The 22,178-nt window shown below is 35.0% G+C and carries 23 protein-coding genes; 13 read left to right on the top strand and 10 right to left on the bottom strand.

Annotation, left to right across the window (positions count from 1 at the left end):
* Nucleotides 1-182 precede the first annotated feature (182 nt).
* Nucleotides 183-1,031, top strand: coding sequence for an SDR family oxidoreductase (locus tag GXM17_RS18495; protein WP_163401026.1), 849 nt, complete (start codon nt 183-185; stop codon nt 1,029-1,031).
* Between the two features lie 16 nt (nt 1,032-1,047).
* Nucleotides 1,048-1,311, top strand: a complete 264-nt coding sequence (locus GXM17_RS18490; RefSeq protein ID WP_163401025.1) for a SemiSWEET family sugar transporter — start codon at nt 1,048-1,050, stop codon at nt 1,309-1,311.
* A gap of 69 nt (nt 1,312-1,380) precedes the next feature.
* On the opposite strand, the gene GXM17_RS18485 is transcribed toward GXM17_RS18490, so the two are convergent.
* The 3 genes from GXM17_RS18485 to GXM17_RS18475 all read right to left on the bottom strand — a co-directional run bounded on the left by GXM17_RS18485 (nt 1,381) and on the right by GXM17_RS18475 (nt 3,491).
* Nucleotides 1,381-2,214: a hypothetical protein gene (locus tag GXM17_RS18485; protein ID WP_163401024.1), complete on the bottom strand. Its 834-nt coding sequence runs from the start codon at nt 2,212-2,214 to the stop codon at nt 1,381-1,383.
* Nucleotides 2,215-2,470: 256 nt separating this feature from the next.
* Entirely contained in the window at nt 2,471-2,812 is a 342-nt protein-coding gene (locus tag GXM17_RS18480) for a hypothetical protein (protein ID WP_163401023.1), read from the bottom strand.
* A 247-nt stretch (nt 2,813-3,059) separates the two neighbouring features.
* Complete coding sequence (locus tag GXM17_RS18475) at nt 3,060-3,491, bottom strand: response regulator (RefSeq protein WP_163401022.1); 432 nt, start codon at nt 3,489-3,491, stop codon at nt 3,060-3,062.
* A 191-nt stretch (nt 3,492-3,682) separates the two neighbouring features.
* Between GXM17_RS18475 and GXM17_RS18470 the strand changes: the two genes are divergently transcribed.
* Nucleotides 3,683-4,183: a pyridoxamine 5'-phosphate oxidase family protein gene (locus GXM17_RS18470; RefSeq protein WP_163401021.1), complete on the top strand. Its 501-nt coding sequence runs from the start codon at nt 3,683-3,685 to the stop codon at nt 4,181-4,183.
* Nucleotides 4,184-4,219: 36 nt separating this feature from the next.
* On the opposite strand, the gene GXM17_RS18465 is transcribed toward GXM17_RS18470, so the two are convergent.
* From GXM17_RS18465 to GXM17_RS18455, 3 genes are all read right to left on the bottom strand, one after another.
* Complete coding sequence (locus GXM17_RS18465; RefSeq protein ID WP_163401020.1) at nt 4,220-4,927, bottom strand: DUF72 domain-containing protein; 708 nt, start codon at nt 4,925-4,927, stop codon at nt 4,220-4,222.
* Entirely contained in the window at nt 4,924-5,655 is a 732-nt protein-coding gene (locus tag GXM17_RS18460; protein WP_163401019.1) for a DNA-formamidopyrimidine glycosylase family protein, read from the bottom strand. Before GXM17_RS18460 ends, GXM17_RS18465 begins: the two co-directional genes overlap by 4 nt.
* 61 nt (nt 5,656-5,716) lie before the next feature.
* Nucleotides 5,717-6,286, bottom strand: a complete 570-nt coding sequence (locus GXM17_RS18455; protein WP_163401018.1) for a YciE/YciF ferroxidase family protein — start codon at nt 6,284-6,286, stop codon at nt 5,717-5,719.
* A gap of 186 nt (nt 6,287-6,472) precedes the next feature.
* Here GXM17_RS18455 and GXM17_RS18450 point away from each other — a divergent pair, with 186 nt between their 5' ends.
* Both GXM17_RS18450 and GXM17_RS18445 read left to right on the top strand, forming a co-directional pair.
* Nucleotides 6,473-6,799, top strand: coding sequence for a hypothetical protein (locus tag GXM17_RS18450; protein WP_163401017.1), 327 nt, complete (start codon nt 6,473-6,475; stop codon nt 6,797-6,799).
* A 39-nt stretch (nt 6,800-6,838) separates the two neighbouring features.
* Nucleotides 6,839-7,303 carry a hypothetical protein gene (locus GXM17_RS18445; RefSeq protein WP_163401016.1) on the top strand — a complete coding sequence of 155 codons (465 nt, stop codon included), beginning with the start codon at nt 6,839-6,841 and terminating at the stop codon, nt 7,301-7,303.
* 376 nt (nt 7,304-7,679) lie between these two features.
* On the opposite strand, the gene GXM17_RS18440 is transcribed toward GXM17_RS18445, so the two are convergent.
* The gene (locus tag GXM17_RS18440; protein WP_163401015.1) at nt 7,680-7,841 is read right to left on the bottom strand and encodes a DUF1328 family protein; all 162 of its coding nucleotides are present in this window, start codon (nt 7,839-7,841) and stop codon (nt 7,680-7,682) included.
* A 177-nt stretch (nt 7,842-8,018) separates the two neighbouring features.
* Between GXM17_RS18440 and GXM17_RS18435 the strand changes: the two genes are divergently transcribed.
* From GXM17_RS18435 to GXM17_RS18420, 4 genes are all read left to right on the top strand, one after another.
* Entirely contained in the window at nt 8,019-8,333 is a 315-nt protein-coding gene (locus GXM17_RS18435; protein ID WP_163401014.1) for a hypothetical protein, read from the top strand.
* 2 nt (nt 8,334-8,335) lie between these two features.
* Nucleotides 8,336-8,899: a 2'-5' RNA ligase family protein gene (locus tag GXM17_RS18430; RefSeq protein WP_163401013.1), complete on the top strand. Its 564-nt coding sequence runs from the start codon at nt 8,336-8,338 to the stop codon at nt 8,897-8,899.
* Nucleotides 8,900-9,136: 237 nt separating this feature from the next.
* Nucleotides 9,137-10,042: a helix-turn-helix domain-containing protein gene (locus tag GXM17_RS18425; RefSeq protein WP_163401012.1), complete on the top strand. Its 906-nt coding sequence runs from the start codon at nt 9,137-9,139 to the stop codon at nt 10,040-10,042.
* A 212-nt stretch (nt 10,043-10,254) separates the two neighbouring features.
* Complete coding sequence (locus GXM17_RS18420) at nt 10,255-11,019, top strand: SDR family NAD(P)-dependent oxidoreductase (protein WP_163401011.1); 765 nt, start codon at nt 10,255-10,257, stop codon at nt 11,017-11,019.
* Nucleotides 11,020-11,296: 277 nt separating this feature from the next.
* Here the strand turns inward: GXM17_RS18420 and GXM17_RS18415 are convergent, their stop codons facing one another.
* From GXM17_RS18415 to GXM17_RS18405, 3 genes are all read right to left on the bottom strand, one after another.
* On the bottom strand, nt 11,297-11,770 hold the full coding sequence (locus GXM17_RS18415; RefSeq protein ID WP_163401010.1) for a PepSY-like domain-containing protein: 474 nt from the start codon (nt 11,768-11,770) through the stop codon (nt 11,297-11,299).
* 218 nt (nt 11,771-11,988) lie between these two features.
* The gene (locus tag GXM17_RS18410; RefSeq protein ID WP_163401009.1) at nt 11,989-12,699 is read right to left on the bottom strand and encodes a LytR/AlgR family response regulator transcription factor; all 711 of its coding nucleotides are present in this window, start codon (nt 12,697-12,699) and stop codon (nt 11,989-11,991) included.
* Nucleotides 12,699-13,733, bottom strand: coding sequence for a sensor histidine kinase (locus tag GXM17_RS18405; RefSeq protein WP_163401008.1), 1,035 nt, complete (start codon nt 13,731-13,733; stop codon nt 12,699-12,701). Before GXM17_RS18405 ends, GXM17_RS18410 begins: the two co-directional genes overlap by 1 nt.
* A 161-nt stretch (nt 13,734-13,894) precedes the next feature.
* Between GXM17_RS18405 and GXM17_RS18400 the strand changes: the two genes are divergently transcribed.
* From GXM17_RS18400 to GXM17_RS18385, 4 genes are all read left to right on the top strand, one after another.
* The gene (locus GXM17_RS18400; RefSeq protein ID WP_208796463.1) at nt 13,895-15,466 is read left to right on the top strand and encodes a TolC family protein; all 1,572 of its coding nucleotides are present in this window, start codon (nt 13,895-13,897) and stop codon (nt 15,464-15,466) included.
* A gap of 12 nt (nt 15,467-15,478) precedes the next feature.
* The gene (locus GXM17_RS18395; protein WP_163401007.1) at nt 15,479-18,772 is read left to right on the top strand and encodes an efflux RND transporter permease subunit; all 3,294 of its coding nucleotides are present in this window, start codon (nt 15,479-15,481) and stop codon (nt 18,770-18,772) included.
* Between the two features lie 324 nt (nt 18,773-19,096).
* The gene (locus GXM17_RS18390; RefSeq protein WP_163401006.1) at nt 19,097-20,176 is read left to right on the top strand and encodes an efflux RND transporter periplasmic adaptor subunit; all 1,080 of its coding nucleotides are present in this window, start codon (nt 19,097-19,099) and stop codon (nt 20,174-20,176) included.
* Between the two features lie 619 nt (nt 20,177-20,795).
* Nucleotides 20,796-21,902 carry a hypothetical protein gene (locus GXM17_RS18385; RefSeq protein ID WP_163401005.1) on the top strand — a complete coding sequence of 369 codons (1,107 nt, stop codon included), beginning with the start codon at nt 20,796-20,798 and terminating at the stop codon, nt 21,900-21,902.
* The last annotated feature ends 276 nt before the right edge of the window (nt 21,903-22,178 follow it).

Below are 22,178 nucleotides of genomic sequence, written 5' to 3'. Positions count from 1 at the left end.
GTTTATAAACTTTCAAATGTATTTAAAAAAAAATGAACCGTTTTTTATTTAAAATTATAATCATTACATAATTCCCATCCCGACAATTCCCTGACTTTTTGCGACAATGATAAAACCTTTTAAGTTAAAGATTTTAATCTGTTCATAATAATTTTAATTTAAATATTAAAAATGAAAGAGTTATGAAAAATATCAAAACATTTCCTGAACAAAAACAAAATTTGCCGGGAAACGAATATTTAATGAACCCTGAACCAGAAATTATTAAAGAGAATTATACCGGCAGCGGAAAACTTTTGGACAAAGTAGCGTTTATAACCGGAGGTGACAGCGGAATTGGGCGAAGTGCTGCTGTGCATTTTGCCAGAGAAGGCGCCAATATTGCAATTGTATATTTAAAAGAAGACAAAGATGCTCAAAAAACAAAAGAACTTGTCGAGAAAGAAGGCCAGCAATGCCTGCTTATAAGTGGAGATCTGAAAGATGAAAAATTTTGCAAAAATGCCATAAAAAGCTGCGTCAAAACATTTGGCAAACTCAATATTGTTGTTAATAATGCAGCGGTACAGTTCCCTCAAAATGAGCTTGAAAAGATTACTACGGCACAGCTTCAAAAAACATTTGAGACCAACATTTACCCTTATTTTTATATTACCAAAGCTGCTTTGCCTTTTTTAAATAAAGGAGACAGTATCATAAACACAAGTTCGGTCACTGCTTACCGTGGAAGTGAACACCTGCTGGATTACTCGAGTACAAAAGGTGCAATTCTGACTTTTACCAGGTCATTATCAACTATGCTGGCAAAAAAACAGATCAGGGTAAACGGAGTTGCTCCTGGTCCTATCTGGACACCGCTGATTGTCGCAACATTTGATAAAGTTTCTGATTTTGGACAAGACAATCCTATGGGAAGAGCAGGTCAGCCGTCTGAAGTTGGTCCGGCGTATGTTTTTTTAGCTTCTGAAGACAGCAGCTACATCACTGGACAATTCATTCATATAAACGGCGGAGAACTTGTAGGAGGCTAATTAAATAATAAAAAATATGAATTACGTTGATCTGATTGGCCTTTTTGCGGGAATTTGCGTGACCATTTCGGTTATCCCGCAAATCATAAAAGTCTGGAAAACAAAAAAGGTAAAACAAATTTCACTGCTTACTTTTGGAGTCCTGACTTTTGGAATTGCAGTGTGGATTTTGTACGGAATTTTAAAAAAAGATTTACCTATAATCGTTACAAACAGCATTTCGCTCTTCTTAAATTTGATTATGGTCTACTTTCTCATTTACTACGAAAAAGAACAATAGTCTTAAAACTCCTGTAAATAAAAAAAACAGCTTCAGTAAAAGCTGTTTTTTTTCAATATGTGATGCTTATTAGCTAACTAGTTTTTGATTGTATGATTTATTAAAAGACAAATGGTATTTCTCTTTAAGTAATCTCGGAAAATAATTTCGCCCTGTTACACCACCTCCTGAAAAAATTTCAAGAACATTTAAATTAGAAACTTTTCTCAGTCCTTCTATTTGTCTGTTTGCCAGTGACAAAATTGGCTGTATGCTTTTTGTATATCCATAAGTATGCTGATCGAGTTCAATTTCTAATATATTTTCTAAAATTCTGTTTTTCAGCAAATTCTTAACTATTCCTTTTTGAGGAACGGCGTTAAACTCTTTAATTTTTTCAGCTATTTTCGAATTTTGCTGGCCAACATGAATATAATTCCCGGACTTGCTTATGAATCTCTTTTTTAAACCTAAAAACAATTTGCTGTTTTCAGAGACCGCAGCATGATAGGTATTATTACAAATCATAGAAAACTTTACACGTTTATATCCTTCAAAATGCAATACACTATTTATATTTGATGTATTTCTGATAATACCGGTTTGGTTTGGTTTTATTTTTTTTCTCTCACCGTTAATTCCGAAACTGTGAGTCAGATTACCTTCAAAACAATAAGTAAATAAAATAGGCGAATTGGCAAACGACTCCATACTCAATTCAATATCCTCATTAAAAACAATATCAAACTGAATGTATGAAATTTGTTTATTTAGCGTAATACCGTTGATAATTCCATTTGCGTTTTTGGACTTAACTTTCAGGTTGTATTGATTATTTTCTAAAGTCAAACTACCAGTAAGATCCTCTTTAAGGTCATTAAAAATAGTATTTATTCCGCCTGTATTTATGTAAAGTTTTTTCATCTGATTACAATTAAAGTTTATAATTAGGTGTTCAAATTTTTTTAACTATTACATCATAATCTTTCTCTTTTGAACAATTCAAATTTCGTTTAAGTGCAGATTTTTAGTGTTATATAATTTTTCGTACAACTTTCATAATTAATACTTTAATTGAAAAGTAGCATATAAACAAAACAGCTGCTCCAAACTAACATTTGAAACAGCTGTTTTTCAGCAAAATAAAAAAATCCTTAACCTATATCTATAAATCTAATTTTTAAGTGAGTTTATCAATGTCTGCATTAGCCGAATAGTTTTTTTCCGGTATATCTTTAAAAAATTCTGCAGCTTCTAAATCTCCTGAAGGCCCATATCCTAACAAATAAGTCCCTTTTTTATCATCGCCTGTTTCTATAATATATAAAATGGACATATCCTCAGGATTGCTCATCCCTTCGTATCGGTGATGTGCAACAATGAATATCTCGTCAGGATGATAAGAATATTTCGATTCGGTTTCTACAAGTGCTCCATCCTGGAATAAAAAATTACAGCAATATCCTTTTTTTTGATACTCATCCAGATATTCTAATTCGTGTTTTGAAAGTTCGTTTTTCATGACAATTTCTTTTATGGAGGCCTAATAAGACAGCCAACTTTATCAATACAAATTTCATATATTCTGAATCAGGCTTTTAACTCAAAAAATATTTTTTTTGTCTCATAAAATCTTTTGATCAGAGATTGAATTGCTAAATACTTAACTTTATTAATTCAATAATTGGTAATAGCATAGAGAACTCCAAAAGGGATAAAAAAAGCAGCCAATTATGACTAAACTGGCTGCTTTATGGATTTTGGATGTTTTACGATTTATAAACAAAATTTTGTTCTGTTGAAATAAAATTTTTCCAGTCCATTTCGAGAGTGAAATTTATAATTTTTATGATATCACTCAAAAATACTGGCTTTGTCACAAAATAACTGGCACCCAGTGCACGACACTTTTCAATTATTCCTGGTTCGCTTGAAGTAGAAAAGATAATTACAGGAATATCTTTTTTTGCATCGTTGTTATATAGTTCTGCCAAAACATCAAAACCGTTTTTGCCCGGCATGTTTAAATCCAGAAAGATAACACTAGGCGTGGGAGGCGGATTATAAATAGCATTTAACAATTTCTCTCCTCCTGTATAAGTCTGAAGTACTATGTTTTTTTGCAATGAATCTACTGCATCAGCAAAAATACTTAAATCATCCTCGTCATCATCAGTGTAGAATATAGTTATATCATTCATAAGTATTTTTGAAATTAATAAAGTGTATTCAAAGATATATAATTAAATAGAATTATCAATAATTTCCTAATTTCTGATGAATTGAAATTGAAATACCATAACCTTAGAAATGAATTATATAACCATTAATAAAAGAAAATTCTGACCTTTATTTTCACATATATTTAAAATAATCATTAAAAAATAAAACTATGGGAGATCATAAAGACCTTAAAGACGTTTCGGCTGCAGAAAAAATAAAGGATTTGGCTGAAGATATCAAAACCTGTATGCTATGTACATACAAAAATGGAAAATTACAATCACGACCAATGTCGTTTCAGGAAATTGACGAGAATGGGAATATTTTCTTCTTATCGGATAAAAACAGTAATAAGAATGCCGAGATTATGGAAAATTCAAAAGTCGAAATCATATTTGCCCAGCCACACGACAAGTTTCTGTTCCTGCACGGCAATGCTACTGTCTCTTACGATAGGGAAAGAATTAAGGAACTATGGAATCCAATTATTAAAGTCTGGATGACTGGTGGCGAAGATGATCCTAATCTTAGTATCATTAAAGTAGTTCCGGAAGACGGGTACTATTGGAACAACAAACATGGTAAAATGGTGGCACTTGCTAAAATGACAGTTGCTTTTGTTACCGGGAAAACTATGGATGACGGTATTGAAGGCAATCTCGAGTTATAAAAGTTAAAAAGTGGCAGTTTAATCGATTGCCACTTTTCATATTTTACTGAATTCCAATGCATTTAAGATTCCCTCAGTGCCTGCTGTATTATTAAAATACACAAACCCATTTTTGTTTTCGAGCTTATTCTTTACCTGGTGTAGTTCATCTTTTGAATAACCCGAATAAAAAAGTTTTTTATTACCATGAAACCTTATATAAATTAAGGGGAATTCAGTGAAGATAGTCTGTTGCAAACCGGGATAACTAACGCTACAGAAAGTAATATTGTTTTCAAGGAATGTTTGCCAGACATCATCATTCCACCAGCTTTCATGCCTAAACTCAATCACATTTTTAAATTCCGGATTTAAATTATCTACTATATTATTCAGCTTTTCTTTGCTGTAGTGATACCCTGGCGGGAACTGAAACAAAATACAGCCTAATTTTTCTTTTAAGCCATTTTTGGAAATAGTATAAAAATCATCAATAAGATTTTTACAATTTACAAACTTTTTAATATGCGTGATTTCTTTGTGCACTTTAACCGAAAATATAAAGTCTTCCGGTGCTTTTTTATACCAATTGTCTAATATCTTTGTTGTTGGGAATTTATAAAAACTACCATTGAATTCATACGTATCGAAATGTTTGCAATAGTATTCGAACCATTTAGACACAGGGAGATTTTGAGGATAAAAAACATCTTTCCAAAAGCGGTTATTGAAACTGGAACAGCCTGTTAAAACTACATTTTTCATAGATATAATTTCTGACAGTTAGTGCAAAAGAAGCTTCGTCTTTTTTTAGCGCCTGTATATTTCTTTACGAGTGGAAGATTACAGCGTACACAAGTTTTTTTTGTATGCGCAAGCCAGTGCTTTTTCAACTCATACTTCTTCTTCCATTCCAGAAACTGAAAACTATAAATAACACTTTCATCAATAAGATTTTGTATATCTTTTTTTGGAATTTGACCAACTAAAGATTCCGGGTGAATTTTGCATCGGTACAAAACTTCATTTTTGATGATATTCCCTACTCCTGAAAATATATTTTGCTCCAGCAAGGCATCACAAATCATCATTTGCGGAATTTTCTCCAAACTCTGTTTTGCTTTTTCCGGTTCCCAGTTTTCATTCATTACATCTTCTTCCCACTTATAATAAAGGTTGATGTCTCCTTCTAAAATTTTAATAGAGCAGGTATAAAAATTAAGTTCCCCATTAGCAAAAATCAGACTTAGCCTGGGCAATGTTTCCTTCCTTTCATTAATCCGGTAAGTACCAAACATCAGCATATGAATTTTGACGGTAAAGTCGTCGAAACAAATGAGAAAATGTTTGCCCCATGTTTTAAACTCACGTATTGTTTTATTTTTTAATCTCAAAATAGCAATGCTGCTATTCCCGGAAACATCAATAATTTTTTGTCCAGAAAATTGCTGCACTGCTTCTTTTAATATCACTATGGATGGACCTTCCGGCATAATTCATTCAATTAAAACTAAAAAAAGCACAGTAGAGAACTGTACTTTTTTAGTGTTAAAATTAATCTAGTTCTGCAGCTTCGAGATTTACTGCACTTACCGCTACTTCAGTAAGTGTTTTGTCTGCTCCTTTTTCTTCATCAAGTGTTTGCTCTAATATAGCAGCAGCTTCTTCAAATCCTAAAGTTTCTGCAAATTGTCTTAATGTTCCGTAAGTTGCAATTTCATAATGTTCAATTTTTTGGCTTGCTGCAATAATTCCGGCATCTCGCACCACTCCTAATTCGGTTTCTTCAAGGATTGATTTTCCTTCTTCAATTAAACCTTCCATCGCATCACATTTTTTTGCAGTTGCTTTTTTACCTATTAGTTCAAAAACTTTTTCCAGACGGATTACATGTTCCTCTGTTTCGGTTAGGTGAGCATTCAATGCTTCGATCAAATCAGCTGAAGTTGCATTTTTTGCCATTGTTGGAAGCGCTTTTGTTAAAGCTTTCTCTGCCCAATAAATATCTTTAAGGCTATCTTCAAACAATTCCGTTAATCCGGATGCGGCATTTGACTTTGATTTTGCTGCTCCGCTTTTTTTTGCAGTCTCATTAGATTCTGTTTGTTTATTATTCGTTTTCATAATTATAATTTTTATTTATTAATGTTTTCAAAATTAGGCTGTTAATAAACCGTTTGCTTATATCATTTAAATTCAAAGTTTCAAGATGAACACCTGTATATTATGAAAGGAGTTTCGTAAATCCTGTAAGATGATTCCTTTATATGATGGATAGCTTTGTAATATCAAATTATTAAAATAAATACCATGAAAACGCACATTATATATCATACCAATAAATACAACGATTACGAAAACGCACAGCTATACTTTGAACAAAAATTTCAGGGAGGTTTTTTAGATCCTGATGCTGCCGTTTTAATCGAAAACGCAATTGATAAACTTTTAAAAAAAGACAACATCTTTCGAAATGAAAATATTCCTAACGACGGAAGCATCAGCGAAGAAGAATATGTGAGAAAACATCAGGAAGATGATAACTATTACAAACCTGAAAAAACAGAACAGGAAGAAGAAGGGATACAAAATGATGAGAACCTGGATTATGACCAATTAGAACAGCGAAATGAATAATCCATAAGGTTATAATTAATAACATTAAAAACTATGATTATGAGTACTATAGATCAAAATACTACGGATAAAAATTTCCTTATGAATGAGGAACTGTACAATAGCAATGAACAGAAACAGACCAACAGAGAAATCGCCGAGCAAGGATTTACTGTTCGAAATGGTCATGACCCGAACAAACCAAATCCGGATGAACCAATCACAAATGACGAAGACGATCTGGACGATTTAAATGATGATTTTCATACTGACAGAGATCTGGAAGGCGACGACATTGGCGAAGAAATAGACCTTGACGGAGACGAAAGAATCGTTAATGACGAGTTTGATAATCCTTCTGATTCTTTTGAAAATACTTTCAATGAAACTGAAGATGATTTAGAAGATCTTGATGAGGATGATGAAGAAATAGAAGAAGAGGATGATTACGAATACGAAGAAGATGATATTCAGGAAGAAGAAACTGAAGAAGATTATCCTGAAAATGATCCCAGAAAATTTTAAGCAGTACATCAATTAATACCACCAAAAAAACCGTTAGGATTTATTTCTCTAACGGTTTTTATCTTGTACAGAAAATCTTTTTTAAATCTTGAAATCAGTACTTTAGCCTTCAGGCTGAAGCAGCCAAAGAAATATTCATACTATTCAAAACCGGAGAATTATTTTAAACCAACATTATACCATTATATTTGAAAAAAGGCTCCTGTAAAAATGAATCACTCTCTTTTCAGCTATATCCATTTTAGCAGAGCTTCTTTTAATCCCAATTTCTTCCAGGGCAATAAGCATCGATTTTTTGCCATGAGCTTACTTAAAATTACAAAACGACACATTTACTAAATAAATGTGTCGTTTTTTACTTTTTTTGAAGTTTTATTTAGACATTTCTTCTGCCACTGATTAATGATATCAGAAACAATACAATAAATATAAAAAATAACACTTTTGCGATACCCGCAGCTCCGGCAGCAATACCACCAAAACCAAATATTCCTGCTACTATAGCGAGAATAATAAATATGACTGTCCAACGTAACATAATATTGATTTTTTTAAGTTAATACTGAATTTGTTTGTTACTCAAATTTCGAATTTTAACAGGAATTCGATTAACTCAAAACATTATTTTATTGTCTCAATCGAATAGCGGTTCTTAATCTGTATTAAGTTGGTTTTTGACATATATGAACTATTTTTGTAATGTAAAAATGGCATCATGAAAAAATACGACTTTTTAATACTGGGTAAAAATCAGCCAATACTTGAAATTTTGCTACGGCTGGTAAATGCTAATGAAAATTGGAATGCCGTTGGGTTTAATGATGAAAAATTGGCTGAGGATTACTTTTTACAGCACAATGTTGACTTTGTTTTGCTAAGCTCTGCAATTGAAGACCATGTTGAAAAAGAATTCTCTGCATTTTGCTTAAATGCCCGTCCCGGAGTTGAAATCATTGAACATTTTGGCGGTGGCAGCGGATTGCTGCAGTCTGAGATTTATGACCGGTTGTTTAGGAAAGGAGAGCTTTAAGAATGGATAAGAAATATTCGGTTGCTATTTATCCTTCGCAGGATGTTATTGCTTCAGTAAAAACAATGAAGGAGTATCTGAAAGGCAAAATCAAATGGTACAACAGTTGCAACTCTACCGCACATATTACGATCTGCGAATTCACGATTGACGATTCTCAAATCGATATTTTGAAGCAAAAGCTTTTTAGAAAATGTGATGCTATAACTCCTTTTCCCGTTTATTTAGATCATTTTTCTTCTTATGAAAACAGCGGTGCTTTTTTTATTGCTCCGAATGAAGTTTCGAAAAATAAACTAAAACCAGTCATGAAAATGATTCAGGAAACCCTCAAATCTTTAAAACTTAAAAAAAGTGACGACCCTCATCTGTCCATTGGCAGAAAACTTACTCCTGAAAAGCTCAAAATAGCATCACAGCTTTTTACATCCATTGAAATTGATTTTTTGTGTAAAGAAATTGTTTTGCGGGAACTCGACCCTGTCAAAATACAGTTTTTTGTTATTGATACTTTTCTTTTTAATGGGAATTCACAGCCTGAGTTTGTTCAGGGAAGTTTGTTTTAATTGAAAGGTAAACCACAATACGAGGAACGAGGAATCTCCACAAGTAACTCCGCAATGGTAATCCAATCTTTATCGAGTTTTTAGTGTGATTTGCTTCGCCTATTCGCTATCGCTCGAGTCTCCCTTCGGCGAAATGACAAAAAAAACGAATAAAAAATCTGCACAGATCTGCTTGAATCTGTTTGAATCTGCGTACCACAAAATTTCATATATTTGAATTTTACAAATCAAAACCTAATGAATTCTATAAAGACATTTTATAAAGAAATTGCAGAATTAACCCATACCGAATCCAATTCATTGTTAGATAACTGTATCCAAAAAGAGATCTGCCAGTTTAATGTTTTTAATATTAAAGAGCTTTTGGGAAAATGCACCATGCCTTACAATCGAAGAGCGTATTACAAAATAAGCCTCATAAAAGGCAGAAACAGAGCAGAATATGCGGATAAAATAATTGAAATCGATAAACAGGCACTTTTATTTGCTACACCCAAAATCCCTTATAATTACATTCCGCAGGACGGCAACCAGACAGGGCAATTCTGCGTTTTTACAGATCAGTTTCTAAATAAGAGCGGAATTGTGTTAAACGAACTTCCAATTTTTGCTCCGGACGGTTTTCCTGTTTTTCAGCTTTCAGACGAACAAATTACAGAAGTTGAATTCATTTTCAGCAAGATACAGAACGAAATCAATTCTGATTATGCTTACAAATACGATTTAATCCGAAACTATGTGGCTGAGTTAATTCACTTTGGACAAAAACTACAGCCAGTTACAGCCTTATACTACAAACACAATTCGGCAGCCAGGGTTTCGTCTTTATTTGCTGAATTATTAGAAAGACAGTTTCCAATAGAGTCACCACATCAGCGTTTAGAATTAAGGACTGCCAAAGATTTTGCCGAAAGATTATCAGTCCACGTGAATCATTTAAACAAGGTTTTAAAAGAAAACAGCGGAAAAACCACAACCGAGTTAATCAGCAGCAGATTAACCAGCGAAGCCAAAATTCTTTTAAGACAAACCAACTGGAATATCTCTGAAATTGCCTATTCGCTTGGTTTTGAAGAATTGGCACATTTCTCGAATTTCTTTAAAAAACAAACGTCATTGACCCCTTTGGCTTTTAGAGGTTAATTTAAAGTTTCAAGTTTAAAGTTTAAAGTTTGAAATTGAAATTCAATTTTGAAATTCAATTTTGAAATTGCTATTGTCATTGCTATTGTCATTGTTATTGTCATTGTTATTGTTATTGTTATTTGAATTTCGCAAACATAGGTTTGATATTTACAATTTTAGGTTAATGCTTCACTCCTACCTTTGACTTATCAATTCAAAACATAAATCAAATGGCAGTAAATACAAAAATCGCCTTAGTTACAGGCGGAAGCAGAGGCTTAGGAAAAAATATGGCAGTCGCAATTGCTAAAAAAGGAATCGATGTTATCATCACCTACAACAGCAAACAGGATGAAGCTGAAGAGGTCGTAAAAGAAATTGAGAATTTAGGCCAGAGAGCTGCTGCAATTCAGTTAAACGTTGCGGAATCAGGTACTTTTGATTCCTTTTTAGAACAGGTTTCTTCTTCATTAAAAAATATTTTTAAAACAGATAAATTCGACTTTTTGATAAACAATGCCGGAATCGGAGTTCATAATTCTTTCGCAGAAACTACAGAGGCCGAATTTGATCTGTTGACGAATATTCATTTTAAAGGACCTTTCTTTTTAACTCAGAAAGCATTGCCAATACTAAACGATGGCGGCGGAATCGTAAATATCTCAAGCGGTCTTACAAGATTTTCATTCCCGGGTTATGCTGCCTACGCTTCGATGAAAGGCGCTATTGAAACTTTGACACAATATCAGGCAAAAGAACTGGGCGAAAGAAAAATCAGAGTCAACATCGTCGCTCCCGGTGCAATTGAAACCGATTTTGGAGGCGGGGCTGTTCGTGATAATAATGAACTAAACCAAATGATTGCCGGCTTAACCGCTTTAGGAAGAGTTGGTCTTCCTGATGATATTGGCGGAGTTGTTGCCTTTTTATGTTCTGAAGAATCGCGTTGGGTCAACGGACAGCGTATTGAGGTCGCGGGAGGAATATTTTTATAACATTTTAGAAATTTAACCTATTTTTCAACACATAGAAACATCGGTTTTTCTTTTTTTGAAAAGGTTAAAAAGAGAAACTCATTTCTCAACACATAGCTACGCGTTTTTTAAACAAGTGAAACGCCTTTACAGTTACAAAAGGCTATGTTTACAGCCTGCACTGAGCGGAGTAGAAGTGTGTTTAAATCAGCACTAAACTTCTTTAAAACAAAACCCGATAAGAAAAAAACTTATCGGGTTTGTCGTTTAAATATCTGAATTAGTAAGTAAGCCAATTTCAATTTTTTTCGATACTGACATCGAATTTTCCGTTCTTGTCAAAAACAACATCATAAAACTTTGAATCTTTTTCTACTCCAACTTCATACGTGGTTTTGTTTTTATTGTCAACCATTACTGTGATCTCTTTTATTGCTTTTGCCGGATAGTTTTTTTTGAGATAGGTTTGCGCTTTTGGCGGAAGTTTGCTCAAAGGAATCTGCAGTTCATAGGCTTTCATATTTCCTAAATTGTCATAAATTGCCAGTGCTTTAGTTGTATTGTTTACATTATATTTGGCTTCATAACGAATTTCATCATTATCATCACCCACATATTCCTCATACCATACAGCTGTTTTTCCAGGATTTTCTTTTTCAAAAGCAACTCTTACAATTTCCGGAGGAATCACTGTTTTTTTCATGATCGTTCCATTCTGTGCTATTAAAAGACTGAAACTGAACATGGCGAAAATTGAAGATACTGTTCTCATTTTTCTGTCATTAAAGAATTAATAATCACCAAAAAACAGTAATAAATTTACTACTTATAAATGAATTAAAAAATGAAATTTTTAAAAAAATATAGTCTTAAGGAAAATAAAAGAAGGTTCAGATTCTAGATTAACAAATCAAAAAAGCCTGCAGAAATAAATCCTGACAGGCTTCTTTTTTGAAATAACTGAATTAGTAAGCACTTATTTCTGAACTCTTATATAGGGTCTTTATTCTTTAGTCGGTCTGTTAATTCCCTTCTGTAGGTAATCCCAACCGGCAGTTTTTCTTTGTTTATGAGTACAAAATCTTTTTCGCTTTCTTCGATTTTATCCAAAGCCACGATATAGGATTTATGAATACGCATGAAGTTTTTTTCGGGCAGGCATTTTTCCAGTTCGGTGGTAGTAATAGAAGCCAGATACGTTCTTTTGACTGTATGGATTTTTACATAATTACCAAAACTTTGCGCAAATAACAGCTGGTCTAATTCGATATCCATCAAATAACCATCCACTTTTACACTAACAGAATTGACTAACTCTTCCTCTTCCCTGATTTTTACATTTTCTGTAGCAAAAAAACGGTCAATCGCTTTTAAAAACCTTGGAAAATAAATAGGTTTGAGCAGATAATCAATCACACCGTAGTCATAACTTTCCAAAGCGAATTCGGAATAAGCAGTAGTTAAAATCGTTTTGGGATGTGTTGGAATAATCTTAAGCAGTTCCATTCCTGAAATTTCCGGCATATTGATATCCAGAAACATCAGATCGACTTTGTTTTCACGCAGATAATCCATCGCTTCAACGCCATTATAGCCCTGAAAAACAAGTTCCAGCTGCGAATTCTGTTTGATGTAATTGGCCAGAACATAATGCGCTGCCGGCTCATCATCAACGATAATACATTTTTTAGTCTCCTTCATTATACCAACTTTTTAAGTTGTATTTTCAAATCTGCGATATAGGTATTTTTATCCTCCTGAATATCTAATTTATATTCTTTACCGTAAATCAGGTTCAGCCTTTCAATTGTGTTTTTTAAACCAATTTTAGTAGAAACCACATCCGTTTTTTTCGGGATTGAATTGACAACATGCAGGTGCAGCAATCCGCTTTCGACTGTAATTATAATACGAACGAAACATTTTTCAATCGCGCAGGTCCCGTGTTTGAAAGCATTTTCAATAAAAGCTATCAATAACATTGGTGAGATTTTATAAGCATTTTCATTGTCTATTTTACAATCGTAGGTAATATCACAGCGATAGCCTACACGTTCCTTTTCGAGTTGGATATAACTGTTTATAAACTCCAGTTCCGCTTCAAGAGAGACACACTGTTTATTATTGCTTTCAAGCTGATAACGCATCAGTTGCGACACTTTCATAATCAGATCTGGCGTTCTTTCGGGGAATTCTAAACTGATTCCGTAAAGCGTATTGAAGGTGTTGAATAAAAAATGAGGATTTAATTGTCCTTTCAGTGAATTCAGCTGCATTTGATTGAAAAGAAGCGTTTCGTCTGTCTGTTTTTTATTGATTCTGTAAAACTTAAAAACAATAATCGGACTCAAAATACAAACTAAAGTTCCCAATACACTGGCCAGCTGATACACATAACTGCGCTGGTGTGAATTCTGATACAAACGACAGTTCGCAAACACGCTTAGAGAAGTAATCTGATATAAAACGACTGAGAAAAGAAAAACCCCTAAAAGTGCTAAAAAAACATAGGTTACCGGTCTTTTGTTTTTGAATAAAATGGGAAGTATAAAAAACCGGTTGAACTGGGCGTGCAGGTACAAAATGCAGTAGAAAAAAATCCCCATTAAAATCGAAATGAAAGAACTAAACAGCATCCAGTCATTTTTAAGGGTGTAGACCGTGAATGAAAAAAGGACGACGGCAATTTCCTGCCACCATTTGTTTTCCATCATGTTACTCAGCTTTTTATTCATCTCTGCATTAAATAGTTTACAAAGTACGGACAAATATTTAATTAATTTTTCGTAAAAATGACAAATTCAATTCGTCATTTATTATTTCAGTACATCATTTATAAAGGTTTTTATTCTGATTTCAGAAATAAATTTGGGGCATAATTTCACATCTAAATTATATGTATTTCAAAAAAACTACTTTAACTCCATGGATACGATTAGTTTTTAGTTTTAATTTTTCGTTAGTTCGAGTGTTTTTCGATAGAAAAATGTATCGGGAACAAGAAAAGTTAGAATTAAAAACGGTTCTCGATACATTTTTTATTCCGTTTCACTCCACAAAAAACACTCGAACTGACGTTTTTAACAAGAGCCTAAGAGTTACCTTATTATTTTTCCTGATTTTTGCCCTGAACAGTCATTCTCAAACCCTGTCTTTAAAAGACGCCATAAAAACCGGGCTTGAAAATTACGGTTCAGTCAGAGCAAAAAACAACTATACAAATGCTTCACGGGAGAGCCTTAAACAATCCCGCCGCGATTACCTGCCTAACCTTAATTTATCAGCACAACAGGATTACGGAACTGTAAACGGACAAAACGGGCCATTATACGGTTTTGGAGGTCTTGGCGTTGCTTCTTCAGGGTTACCGCTTCCGACACAAAACTGGAACTCGGCTTTTGGCGCGCTTTATTTAGTGAATATGAACTGGGATTTTTTCACTTTCGGAAAAGCAAAAGAAAAAATCAACCTTTCTAAAATTGATGTTGAGGCCAAAGAAAAAGATCTGAATCAGGAGAAATTCCAACTCGAAATTAAAATCTCTGCCGCTTATCTCAATTTATTGGCAAGCCAAAGATTACTGATTTCACAACAAAAGAATTTAAACCGTGCCGAAGTTTTTAAAAGAACCGCCGCGGTCAGAGTCAAAAACGGATTACTGGCCGGAGTGGATTCAACTTTGGCTACAGCCGAAGTTTCAAAAGCCAAAATAGCCCTGAATCTGGCTAAAAATTTCGTTAAGGAACAAAACAATAAACTGGTCGATTTAATGGGTGTGGAACCTCAGGATTTTGTTACTGATACTCTTTTTGTAACACAGATTCCAAAAGAACTTATAAAACAAAATAGTGTAACAGATAGCCTTCACCCGTTATTGCAATTGTATAAAACCAGAATTGATTACAGCAACCAGCAGGTCAAATTGTACAAACGTTTTTATTATCCTACAATGAGTGCCTTTGGTGTTTTACAAACCCGCGCCTCAGGATTTGATTCCTCTTACGCGACAGATCAGACCGCTTTTAACAGAAATTACTGGGATGGCGTCAATCCGGATCGTATGAATTATTTGATTGGTATTGGAATTACCTGGAATCTGACCACTCCTTTCCGAATGAGCAAACAAGTCAGTGCCCAGAAATTTGTTTCGCAGGGGTTACAGGAAGAATACAATCAGGCGGACAGAGAATTAAAATCGCAGTTGAATTTTGCGGAAGATAAAATCAAAATCACGCTGGAAAATTACGCCGAAGCCCCAATTCAGGTCAATGCGGCACAAAGGGCATATCTGCAAAAATCGACTTTGTACAAAAACGGATTAACCGATTTAACCGATCTGACACAGACGATTTACACATTAAACCGTGCTGAAATCGATCGTGACATTGTCAACAATAATGTATGGCAGTCGTATTTGCTAAAAGTAGCCGCAACAGGCAATTTTGACTTATTTATAAATGAATTTTAATTATAGCGCCTAATGAATTTAATACGTTTTGCACTCCGCAAACCCATCTCTATATTGGTATTGGTGGCCGGTTTATTTTTCTTCGGAATTGGTGCCATCAAAGACATCAAGGTAGATATTCTTCCGAAAATGAATCTGCCGGTAATCTATATTGCACATCCGTTTGGTGGTTACACACCGGATCAGATGGAGGCTTATTTTGCTAAAAATTACGTGAACATTCTTCCGTTTGCCAATGGTATAAAATCGGTAGAAACCAAGAATATTCAGGGGTTGATGATTATGAAATTAACCTATTACGAAAATACCAATATGGCGCAGGCTGCTGCCGAATTAGGAGCGCTTTCGAACCGAATTCAGGCGGCTTTTCCTCCCGGAACACAGCCTCCGTTTATCATTCGTTTTGATGCTTCGTCATTGCCGATCGGGCAATTGGTTTTAAGTAGTAAAATACGTTCCAACAACGAATTGCAGGATTTGGCCAACGTTTACGTACGTGCTTCGTTTACTTCGATTCCGGGTTTATTATCTCCGGCTCCCTTTGGCGGAAGCCCAAGAACAGTAGAAGTTAACGTAGATCCTGATTTACTACGCTCACACAATATGACACCAGATCAGATTGTAGAAGCCATTCGTATCAACAATCAGACGGCTCCATCAGGAAATGTGAGAATTGGTGATATCAATTACCTTTCGCCAACGAACAATACGATTAAAGAAATCAAGGATTTTGAGCAGATTCCGTTGTTTAAAGGCGGTGTTCAAAATCTGAAATTAGGCGATGTTGCCACTGTTAAAGACGGTGCCGATGTGACCAACGGATATGCTTTGGTTAACGGAAAACGTTCGGTTTATATCAGCATTGCAAAAGCCGGAGACGCCTCGACCTGGGATGTTGTTCAGAAATTAAAGTCGGAATTGCCTAAAATTCAGAGCACACTTCCTGAAGACGTACAATTATCATACGAATTTGACCAGTCGGTTTATGTAATCAACTCGGTTAAAAGTTTAATTACCGAAGGAATCATCGGAGCGGTTTTAACCGGATTAATGGTTTTATTATTCTTAGGCGACAGGCGTGCGGCTTTGATTGTAATTTTAACGATTCCAATTTCGATTATTTCGGGGGTTTTATTTCTGAAATTATTCGGACAGACGATTAACTTAATGTCGCTGAGCGGACTGGCGTTAGCGATTGGAATTTTAGTAGATGAAAGTACCGTTACGATAGAAAATATTCATCAGCATCTCGATATGGGCAAACCAAAAGCACTTGCGATTTGGGATGCCTGTCAGGAAATTGCTTTGCCTAAATTATTGATTCTGCTTTGTATTCTGGCGGTTTTTGCGCCTGCCTTTACAATGGTCGGAATTCCGGGAGCTTTGTTTTTGCCATTGGCTTTGGCGATTGGTTTTTCAATGGTAATTTCGTTTTTACTTTCGCAGACTTTTGTTCCGGTAATGGCAAACTGGCTGATGAAAGCACATTCTAAACACGAACATAAACCGGAAATCACAGATGATGAAGCCGAATTCAACGCCTGTGGATTAACGCCTGAATCGGAGAAACAACTGATTACTCAGAAAAAGGAGTATGTTGAAAGAACGGATACAGATGGCAACGGAAAAATCAGTGCTTTTGAGCGTTTCAGAATTCGTTTTATGCGAACACTTGAACGATTGTTTCCATACAAAAAAGCAGCTGCTTTAACCTATTTGGTTCTGGCTACGACACTTGCTATTGTATTTATTTCGTTCATCGGAAAAGATGTTTTTCCGAAAGTAAATTCAAGTCAGTTTCAATTGAGAATGCGTGCTCCCGACGGAACCCGTTTGGAACGCACCGAAGAAAAAGCCATTTTGGTACTGAAAGAACTGAAGAAAATGGTCGGCAACGAACACATCGGAATATCTTCTGTTTATGTAGGTCAGCACCCGTCGCTGTTTTCGATTAACCCGATTTATCTGTTCATGGCGGGTTCGCATGAAGCTGTTTTTCAGGTGAGTTTAAAGGAATATCATGCCGATATGGATGAGTTTAAAGACGAATTCAGAGCGAGAATCAAAAAGATACTGCCTGATGTAAAACTCACTTTTGAGCCAATCGAATTAACGGACAAAGTTTTGAGCCAAGGCTCTCCTACTCCAATCGAAATCCGAATTGCGGGGAAAGACAAAAAACGAAATGAAACCTATGCGAATCAAATCGTTGAAAAATTACAAAAAATAGACTATTTCCGTGATGTGCAGATCGGTCAGCCGATTCATTATCCGGCAATGAACATCGATATTGACAGAACCCGTGCTGCCGAACTGGGAGTGGACATGAATGACATTTCGCGTTCGCTGATTGCTTCGACCTCATCATCCCGATATACCGAAAAAAATACGTGGATTGACGAACGAACAGGTTTATCTGTAAACGTTCAGGTTCAGGTTCCGTTAAATCAAATGAAAAGCAAAACCGATATCGGCGAAATTCCGGTATTGAAAAACTCGCTTCGTCCTGTTTTGAGCGACGTGGCAAAAATTACACCCGGCTATGTGAGCGGTGAAAATGACAATTTAGGGGCTATGCCATACATTACAGTGACAGCAAACATCAATCAGACCGATTTGGGGACGGCCGCGAAAGATGTAGATGCTGCAATCAGTTCATTAGGCGAATTACCACGTGGCTTATTTGTCACGCCTATTGGACTGAGTAAGGTATTGAGCGAAACATTAAGCAGTTTACAAGTAGGGTTATTGGTTGCTATTTTTGTAATCTTCTTAATGTTAGCCGCTAATTTCCAGTCATTCAAGGTTTCGCTGGTGATTTTAACCACAGTTCCAGCGGTAGTTTTGGGGGCTTTGTTGATGCTGACTATTACAGGCTCAACACTGAATTTACAATCGTACATGGGCATCATCATGTCAGTCGGGGTTTCGATTGCGAATGCCGTTTTACTCGTTACAAATGCCGAACAATTGCGAAAAATAAACGGAAACGCCTTAGAGTCGGCCCGTGAGGCTGCAGCACTGCGTCTTCGTCCGATTATCATGACTTCGGTGGCGATGATTGCGGGAATGCTTCCAATGGCAATTGGTCATGGCGAAGGAGGCGATCAGGTTTCTCCGTTGGGTAGAGCCGTAATTGGCGGACTGTTGTTTTCGACCTTTGCTGTATTATTGATCTTACCGCTGATTTTCGCCTGGGCGCAGGAACATACCACGACACAATCTGTTTCCCTCGATCCTGAAGACGAAGAAAGTATTCATTATATTTCATCAATAAGTAAGTCGAAAGTGAAGAGTGAAGAGTGAAGAGTGAAAAGTTATAAGTTATAAGTCGAAAGTCACTTGGTCGTGCAAGTTCTTCGACAGACTTTTATCTTTTCCTTTTATTTTATCAAATAAGAAATCCGCTGGGTGTAATTATTAAAAACGTCAGTTCGAGTGTTTTTTGTGCAGAGAAACGGAACAAAAAATATATCGAGAACCGTTTTTAATGATAACTTTTCTGTTCTCGATACAATCCCGATAAAAAATCGGGATCACTCGAACTGACGAAAAATTATCATCCAAAACTAATTACACCCAACAGTTTAAATAAGACATTATATCATATTCATTATATAAAACCAAAAAATGAACACTAAAATTATAAAATACAGCCCACTGTTTTTTGCAGCACTATTTTTCCTGAACAGCTGTAATTCTAAAAAGGAAGAAGTTATTACGGCAGAAATCGAACCGAAAACGGAAACCTTTCTTCTGGAAAAAGAAAAACTGACTACGGAATTGCGTTTACCGGCCGAATTAACCGGTTTCCAACAGGTAGATTTGTATGCCAAAGTGAGCAGTTTCGTAAAAACGCTGAAAGTGGATATTGGTTCGAAAGTAACCAAAGGGCAACTTTTGATCGTTCTGGAAGCACCGGAAATCAGTTCACAACTGGCTGCAGCCGAATCAAGACTGAAGTCGATGGAAGCAATTTATGCCACCAGTAAAAGCACCTACAACCGTTTGTACGAAACGAGCAAGGTCGAAGGAACGATTTCTAAAAACGACCTGGAAATGGCAAGCGGTAAAAAGAACTCTGATTACGCACAATATCAGGCAGCGGTTGCGGCTCATAAAGAAGTAAAAATCATGAGAAGTTATCTTGAAATCCGCGCGCCTTTTGACGGTGTCGTAGCAGCAAGAAACGTGAATTTAGGAACTTTTGTTGGTCCTTCTTCAAGTTCGCCATTATTGACGATTCAGCAGCAAAACAAACTGCGTCTGGCGGTTTCAGTTCCTGAATTGTACACCGGATATTTACACAATGGAGACGAAATGAGTTTTAATGTAAAATCATTGCCGGATACTTTTAAAGCCACAATTACGAGAATGTCAGGCGCTTTAGATTTGAAATTACGTTCTGAACGTGTCGAAATGGATGTGCACAACACCAAAGGCAATTTATTGCCCGGAATGGTAGCCGAAGTCTTGTTACCGCTTAACGCAAAAGACAGCACATTTGTAGTGCCAAAATCGGCTTTGGTGAATGCTGCCGAAGGGATGTTTGTGATCAAAGTGGTCAACCACAAAGCTACAAGAGTCGATGTAAAAAAAGGAAGGGAAATTGACGATAAAATCGAAATATTCGGAGACCTGAACCCGAAAGACAAACTCGTAAAAATCGCCAACGAAGAAATTAAGGAAGGCGATATCATAAACGAATAACCTGTACGCTTTAATTAATTATTGATTTGTTTAAAAGTGCTGTAAGACTTAGGTTTTATGGCACTTTTTTTGTTTAGGGAGCTTTTTCCTGCTATTCGCTTGTATCTTTTCCTGGCTAAAGGAACCAAAGGATACCGCTGCTATCAGGGCTATAACTTTAGGTTTCATAAGAAATAAACAGATATACAATAGATAGCGCGTATTTGAAGTCTATTTCCACATAGTAATTCAATTATTTAAAATAAATCTAGTCCTTACATCCAATTCGTTTCCTAAACCTGCATAGCTTGTTACTGAACTAAAATAGTGATCCTTTGGCAAGACTACGACTTTATCTTTTAAAGGATTTTGTGAATATAGCTAATCTTTTGTTTTATTTTTGTAAATTAGCTTTGTTCGCGAGAATTGCAAATCCGTGCAATCGTAATTAAGAGACTTTTTTTACATATTCGAGCGATCCGGCTTTCGGCTATATCTTTTATTACACTCCCGTTTCATAAAAGGATACATAGTCTTTATCATTCATACAAAAAAAGACTGTTTTTATCTACATTAAAAACATAATAATAGTTTCCAAGATTAAGAAATCCAAGATTATATAAAATACATATTTAAATTTATGGGAGAGTTGATATTTACACAAAAAGAAAAAGAATTTGATTTGGCTTTTAAATCAGATGGTGGTATTTGGCCAATTAAAGGTGTTTTAGAGACAGATAATCTCAGGATTTATGGAAGCAAAATACTTGAATGGTGTAGAAATAATGGAAAAGATTTACCATCTTGTAATTTTAATATCATTAATGATTCCAGAGTAAATGCAAAAGCTACCCTTTTTGAAAATCAATATTATATTGGAATAAATGTAGGAGCCATAGCATGTATCAGTAACTTATTTAACAGAATGCTTTCTCATCCTGAAATATTGAAACAATATGGGGATTCTTCTAAAGAAACTCCACCAGAAAAAATTTTTGACGTGCAAGTTATAGATTTTGATGTGCTAAAAGATTATATTACTGAAGAAAAAATAGTTATTCCAAAAGACCCACAACGTGCAAGTTTAGCGCGATACCTTACACAAACTTGTCTTAAAACAATTTTAATACATGAGTATGCACATGTAAAAAATGGACATTTAGATTACAAAAAAAGCCTTTTTTCGGATAATAGCTATAATGAATTCACTCAAATAAATAATTTAGCTGAAGGTAATTTAATGTGGCAAGCATTAGAAATGGATGCTGACTGTATTGCCGTTAATAATTTAATAATGGAAGCTGAAGTCTTGCTTAATCATAGAGAATTTATTCCAAAAACATTTGCGGAATTTTATACTGATTTAGAAAATAGCATCTACTTAATATATTTTGCTAACTATTGCTTTTACAGAATCTTTGGAAGACTTCGGTTTAGCTTAGATAATTTAAATAATTATACACACCCTCCGGCTCCCTTAAGACAAATGATGATGATGGCAACTGTATTAAGATTCGTTGAAGTGAATTTTCCTGAATTGCAAAACAAAATTCCTTCAATGGGACTTGAAGTAATTGAAGAAGTTGAAAATGGATTCAATAAAATTTCAGAACAACAAATAGATCCAAGCGGAATTATGTTAGCAACCACTTTACCTGCAACTGAGCATGTAAATAAAATATTAAAAGCATGGAGTGATATTCGTCCATTATTAACACCTTTTTCTAAAGGACCTTTAGCTGAATAATTTTATACCCTGCTCTACGAAGTGTTCTCATGAAAAGCTGCGCCCGCTCCCGCACGAATCCTTTCGTGTGGGCTTTTTGAAACCAGAATTTCTTATATTTCTTATATTTCAAGCATTCTAATAAAGCCATAACATCAAAGAACTTGTTATCTTTTATCATAAAATAACATAAAAAGGCTATGAAAAAATAAATTTCTAATCTAGGTACTATCTTTAGTTCCTAATTTATTTTACTATTTTTTTTATATTTGTATGACCGAGAGGAAACTTCTTGCG

Source organism: Flavobacterium fluviatile, assembly GCF_010645065.1.
Lineage (GTDB): Bacteria > Bacteroidota > Bacteroidia > Flavobacteriales > Flavobacteriaceae > Flavobacterium > Flavobacterium fluviatile.
This window is presented reverse-complemented; position numbering and strand designations above follow the sequence as displayed.

Coding starts and splice junctions, on each gene's coding strand:
- GXM17_RS18425 (WP_163401012.1), top strand. CDS start 9,137: ATGAATTCTATAAAGACATTTTATAAAGAAATTGCAGAATTAACCCAT.
- GXM17_RS18400 (WP_208796463.1), top strand. CDS start 13,895: ATGTATTTCAAAAAAACTACTTTAACTCCATGGATACGATTAGTTTTT.
- GXM17_RS18460 (WP_163401019.1), bottom strand. CDS start 5,655: ATGCCGGAAGGTCCATCCATAGTGATATTAAAAGAAGCAGTGCAGCAA.
- GXM17_RS18445 (WP_163401016.1), top strand. CDS start 6,839: ATGAGTACTATAGATCAAAATACTACGGATAAAAATTTCCTTATGAAT.
- GXM17_RS18415 (WP_163401010.1), bottom strand. CDS start 11,770: ATGAGAACAGTATCTTCAATTTTCGCCATGTTCAGTTTCAGTCTTTTA.
- GXM17_RS18475 (WP_163401022.1), bottom strand. CDS start 3,491: ATGAATGATATAACTATATTCTACACTGATGATGACGAGGATGATTTA.
- GXM17_RS18450 (WP_163401017.1), top strand. CDS start 6,473: ATGAAAACGCACATTATATATCATACCAATAAATACAACGATTACGAA.
- GXM17_RS18410 (WP_163401009.1), bottom strand. CDS start 12,699: ATGAAGGAGACTAAAAAATGTATTATCGTTGATGATGAGCCGGCAGCG.
- GXM17_RS18480 (WP_163401023.1), bottom strand. CDS start 2,812: ATGAAAAACGAACTTTCAAAACACGAATTAGAATATCTGGATGAGTAT.
- GXM17_RS18420 (WP_163401011.1), top strand. CDS start 10,255: ATGGCAGTAAATACAAAAATCGCCTTAGTTACAGGCGGAAGCAGAGGC.
- GXM17_RS18435 (WP_163401014.1), top strand. CDS start 8,019: ATGAAAAAATACGACTTTTTAATACTGGGTAAAAATCAGCCAATACTT.
- GXM17_RS18495 (WP_163401026.1), top strand. CDS start 183: ATGAAAAATATCAAAACATTTCCTGAACAAAAACAAAATTTGCCGGGA.
- GXM17_RS18455 (WP_163401018.1), bottom strand. CDS start 6,286: ATGAAAACGAATAATAAACAAACAGAATCTAATGAGACTGCAAAAAAA.
- GXM17_RS18385 (WP_163401005.1), top strand. CDS start 20,796: ATGGGAGAGTTGATATTTACACAAAAAGAAAAAGAATTTGATTTGGCT.
- GXM17_RS18440 (WP_163401015.1), bottom strand. CDS start 7,841: ATGTTACGTTGGACAGTCATATTTATTATTCTCGCTATAGTAGCAGGA.
- GXM17_RS18465 (WP_163401020.1), bottom strand. CDS start 4,927: ATGAAAAATGTAGTTTTAACAGGCTGTTCCAGTTTCAATAACCGCTTT.
- GXM17_RS18490 (WP_163401025.1), top strand. CDS start 1,048: ATGAATTACGTTGATCTGATTGGCCTTTTTGCGGGAATTTGCGTGACC.
- GXM17_RS18485 (WP_163401024.1), bottom strand. CDS start 2,214: ATGAAAAAACTTTACATAAATACAGGCGGAATAAATACTATTTTTAAT.
- GXM17_RS18395 (WP_163401007.1), top strand. CDS start 15,479: ATGAATTTAATACGTTTTGCACTCCGCAAACCCATCTCTATATTGGTA.
- GXM17_RS18390 (WP_163401006.1), top strand. CDS start 19,097: ATGAACACTAAAATTATAAAATACAGCCCACTGTTTTTTGCAGCACTA.
- GXM17_RS18430 (WP_163401013.1), top strand. CDS start 8,336: ATGGATAAGAAATATTCGGTTGCTATTTATCCTTCGCAGGATGTTATT.
- GXM17_RS18405 (WP_163401008.1), bottom strand. CDS start 13,733: ATGAATAAAAAGCTGAGTAACATGATGGAAAACAAATGGTGGCAGGAA.
- GXM17_RS18470 (WP_163401021.1), top strand. CDS start 3,683: ATGGGAGATCATAAAGACCTTAAAGACGTTTCGGCTGCAGAAAAAATA.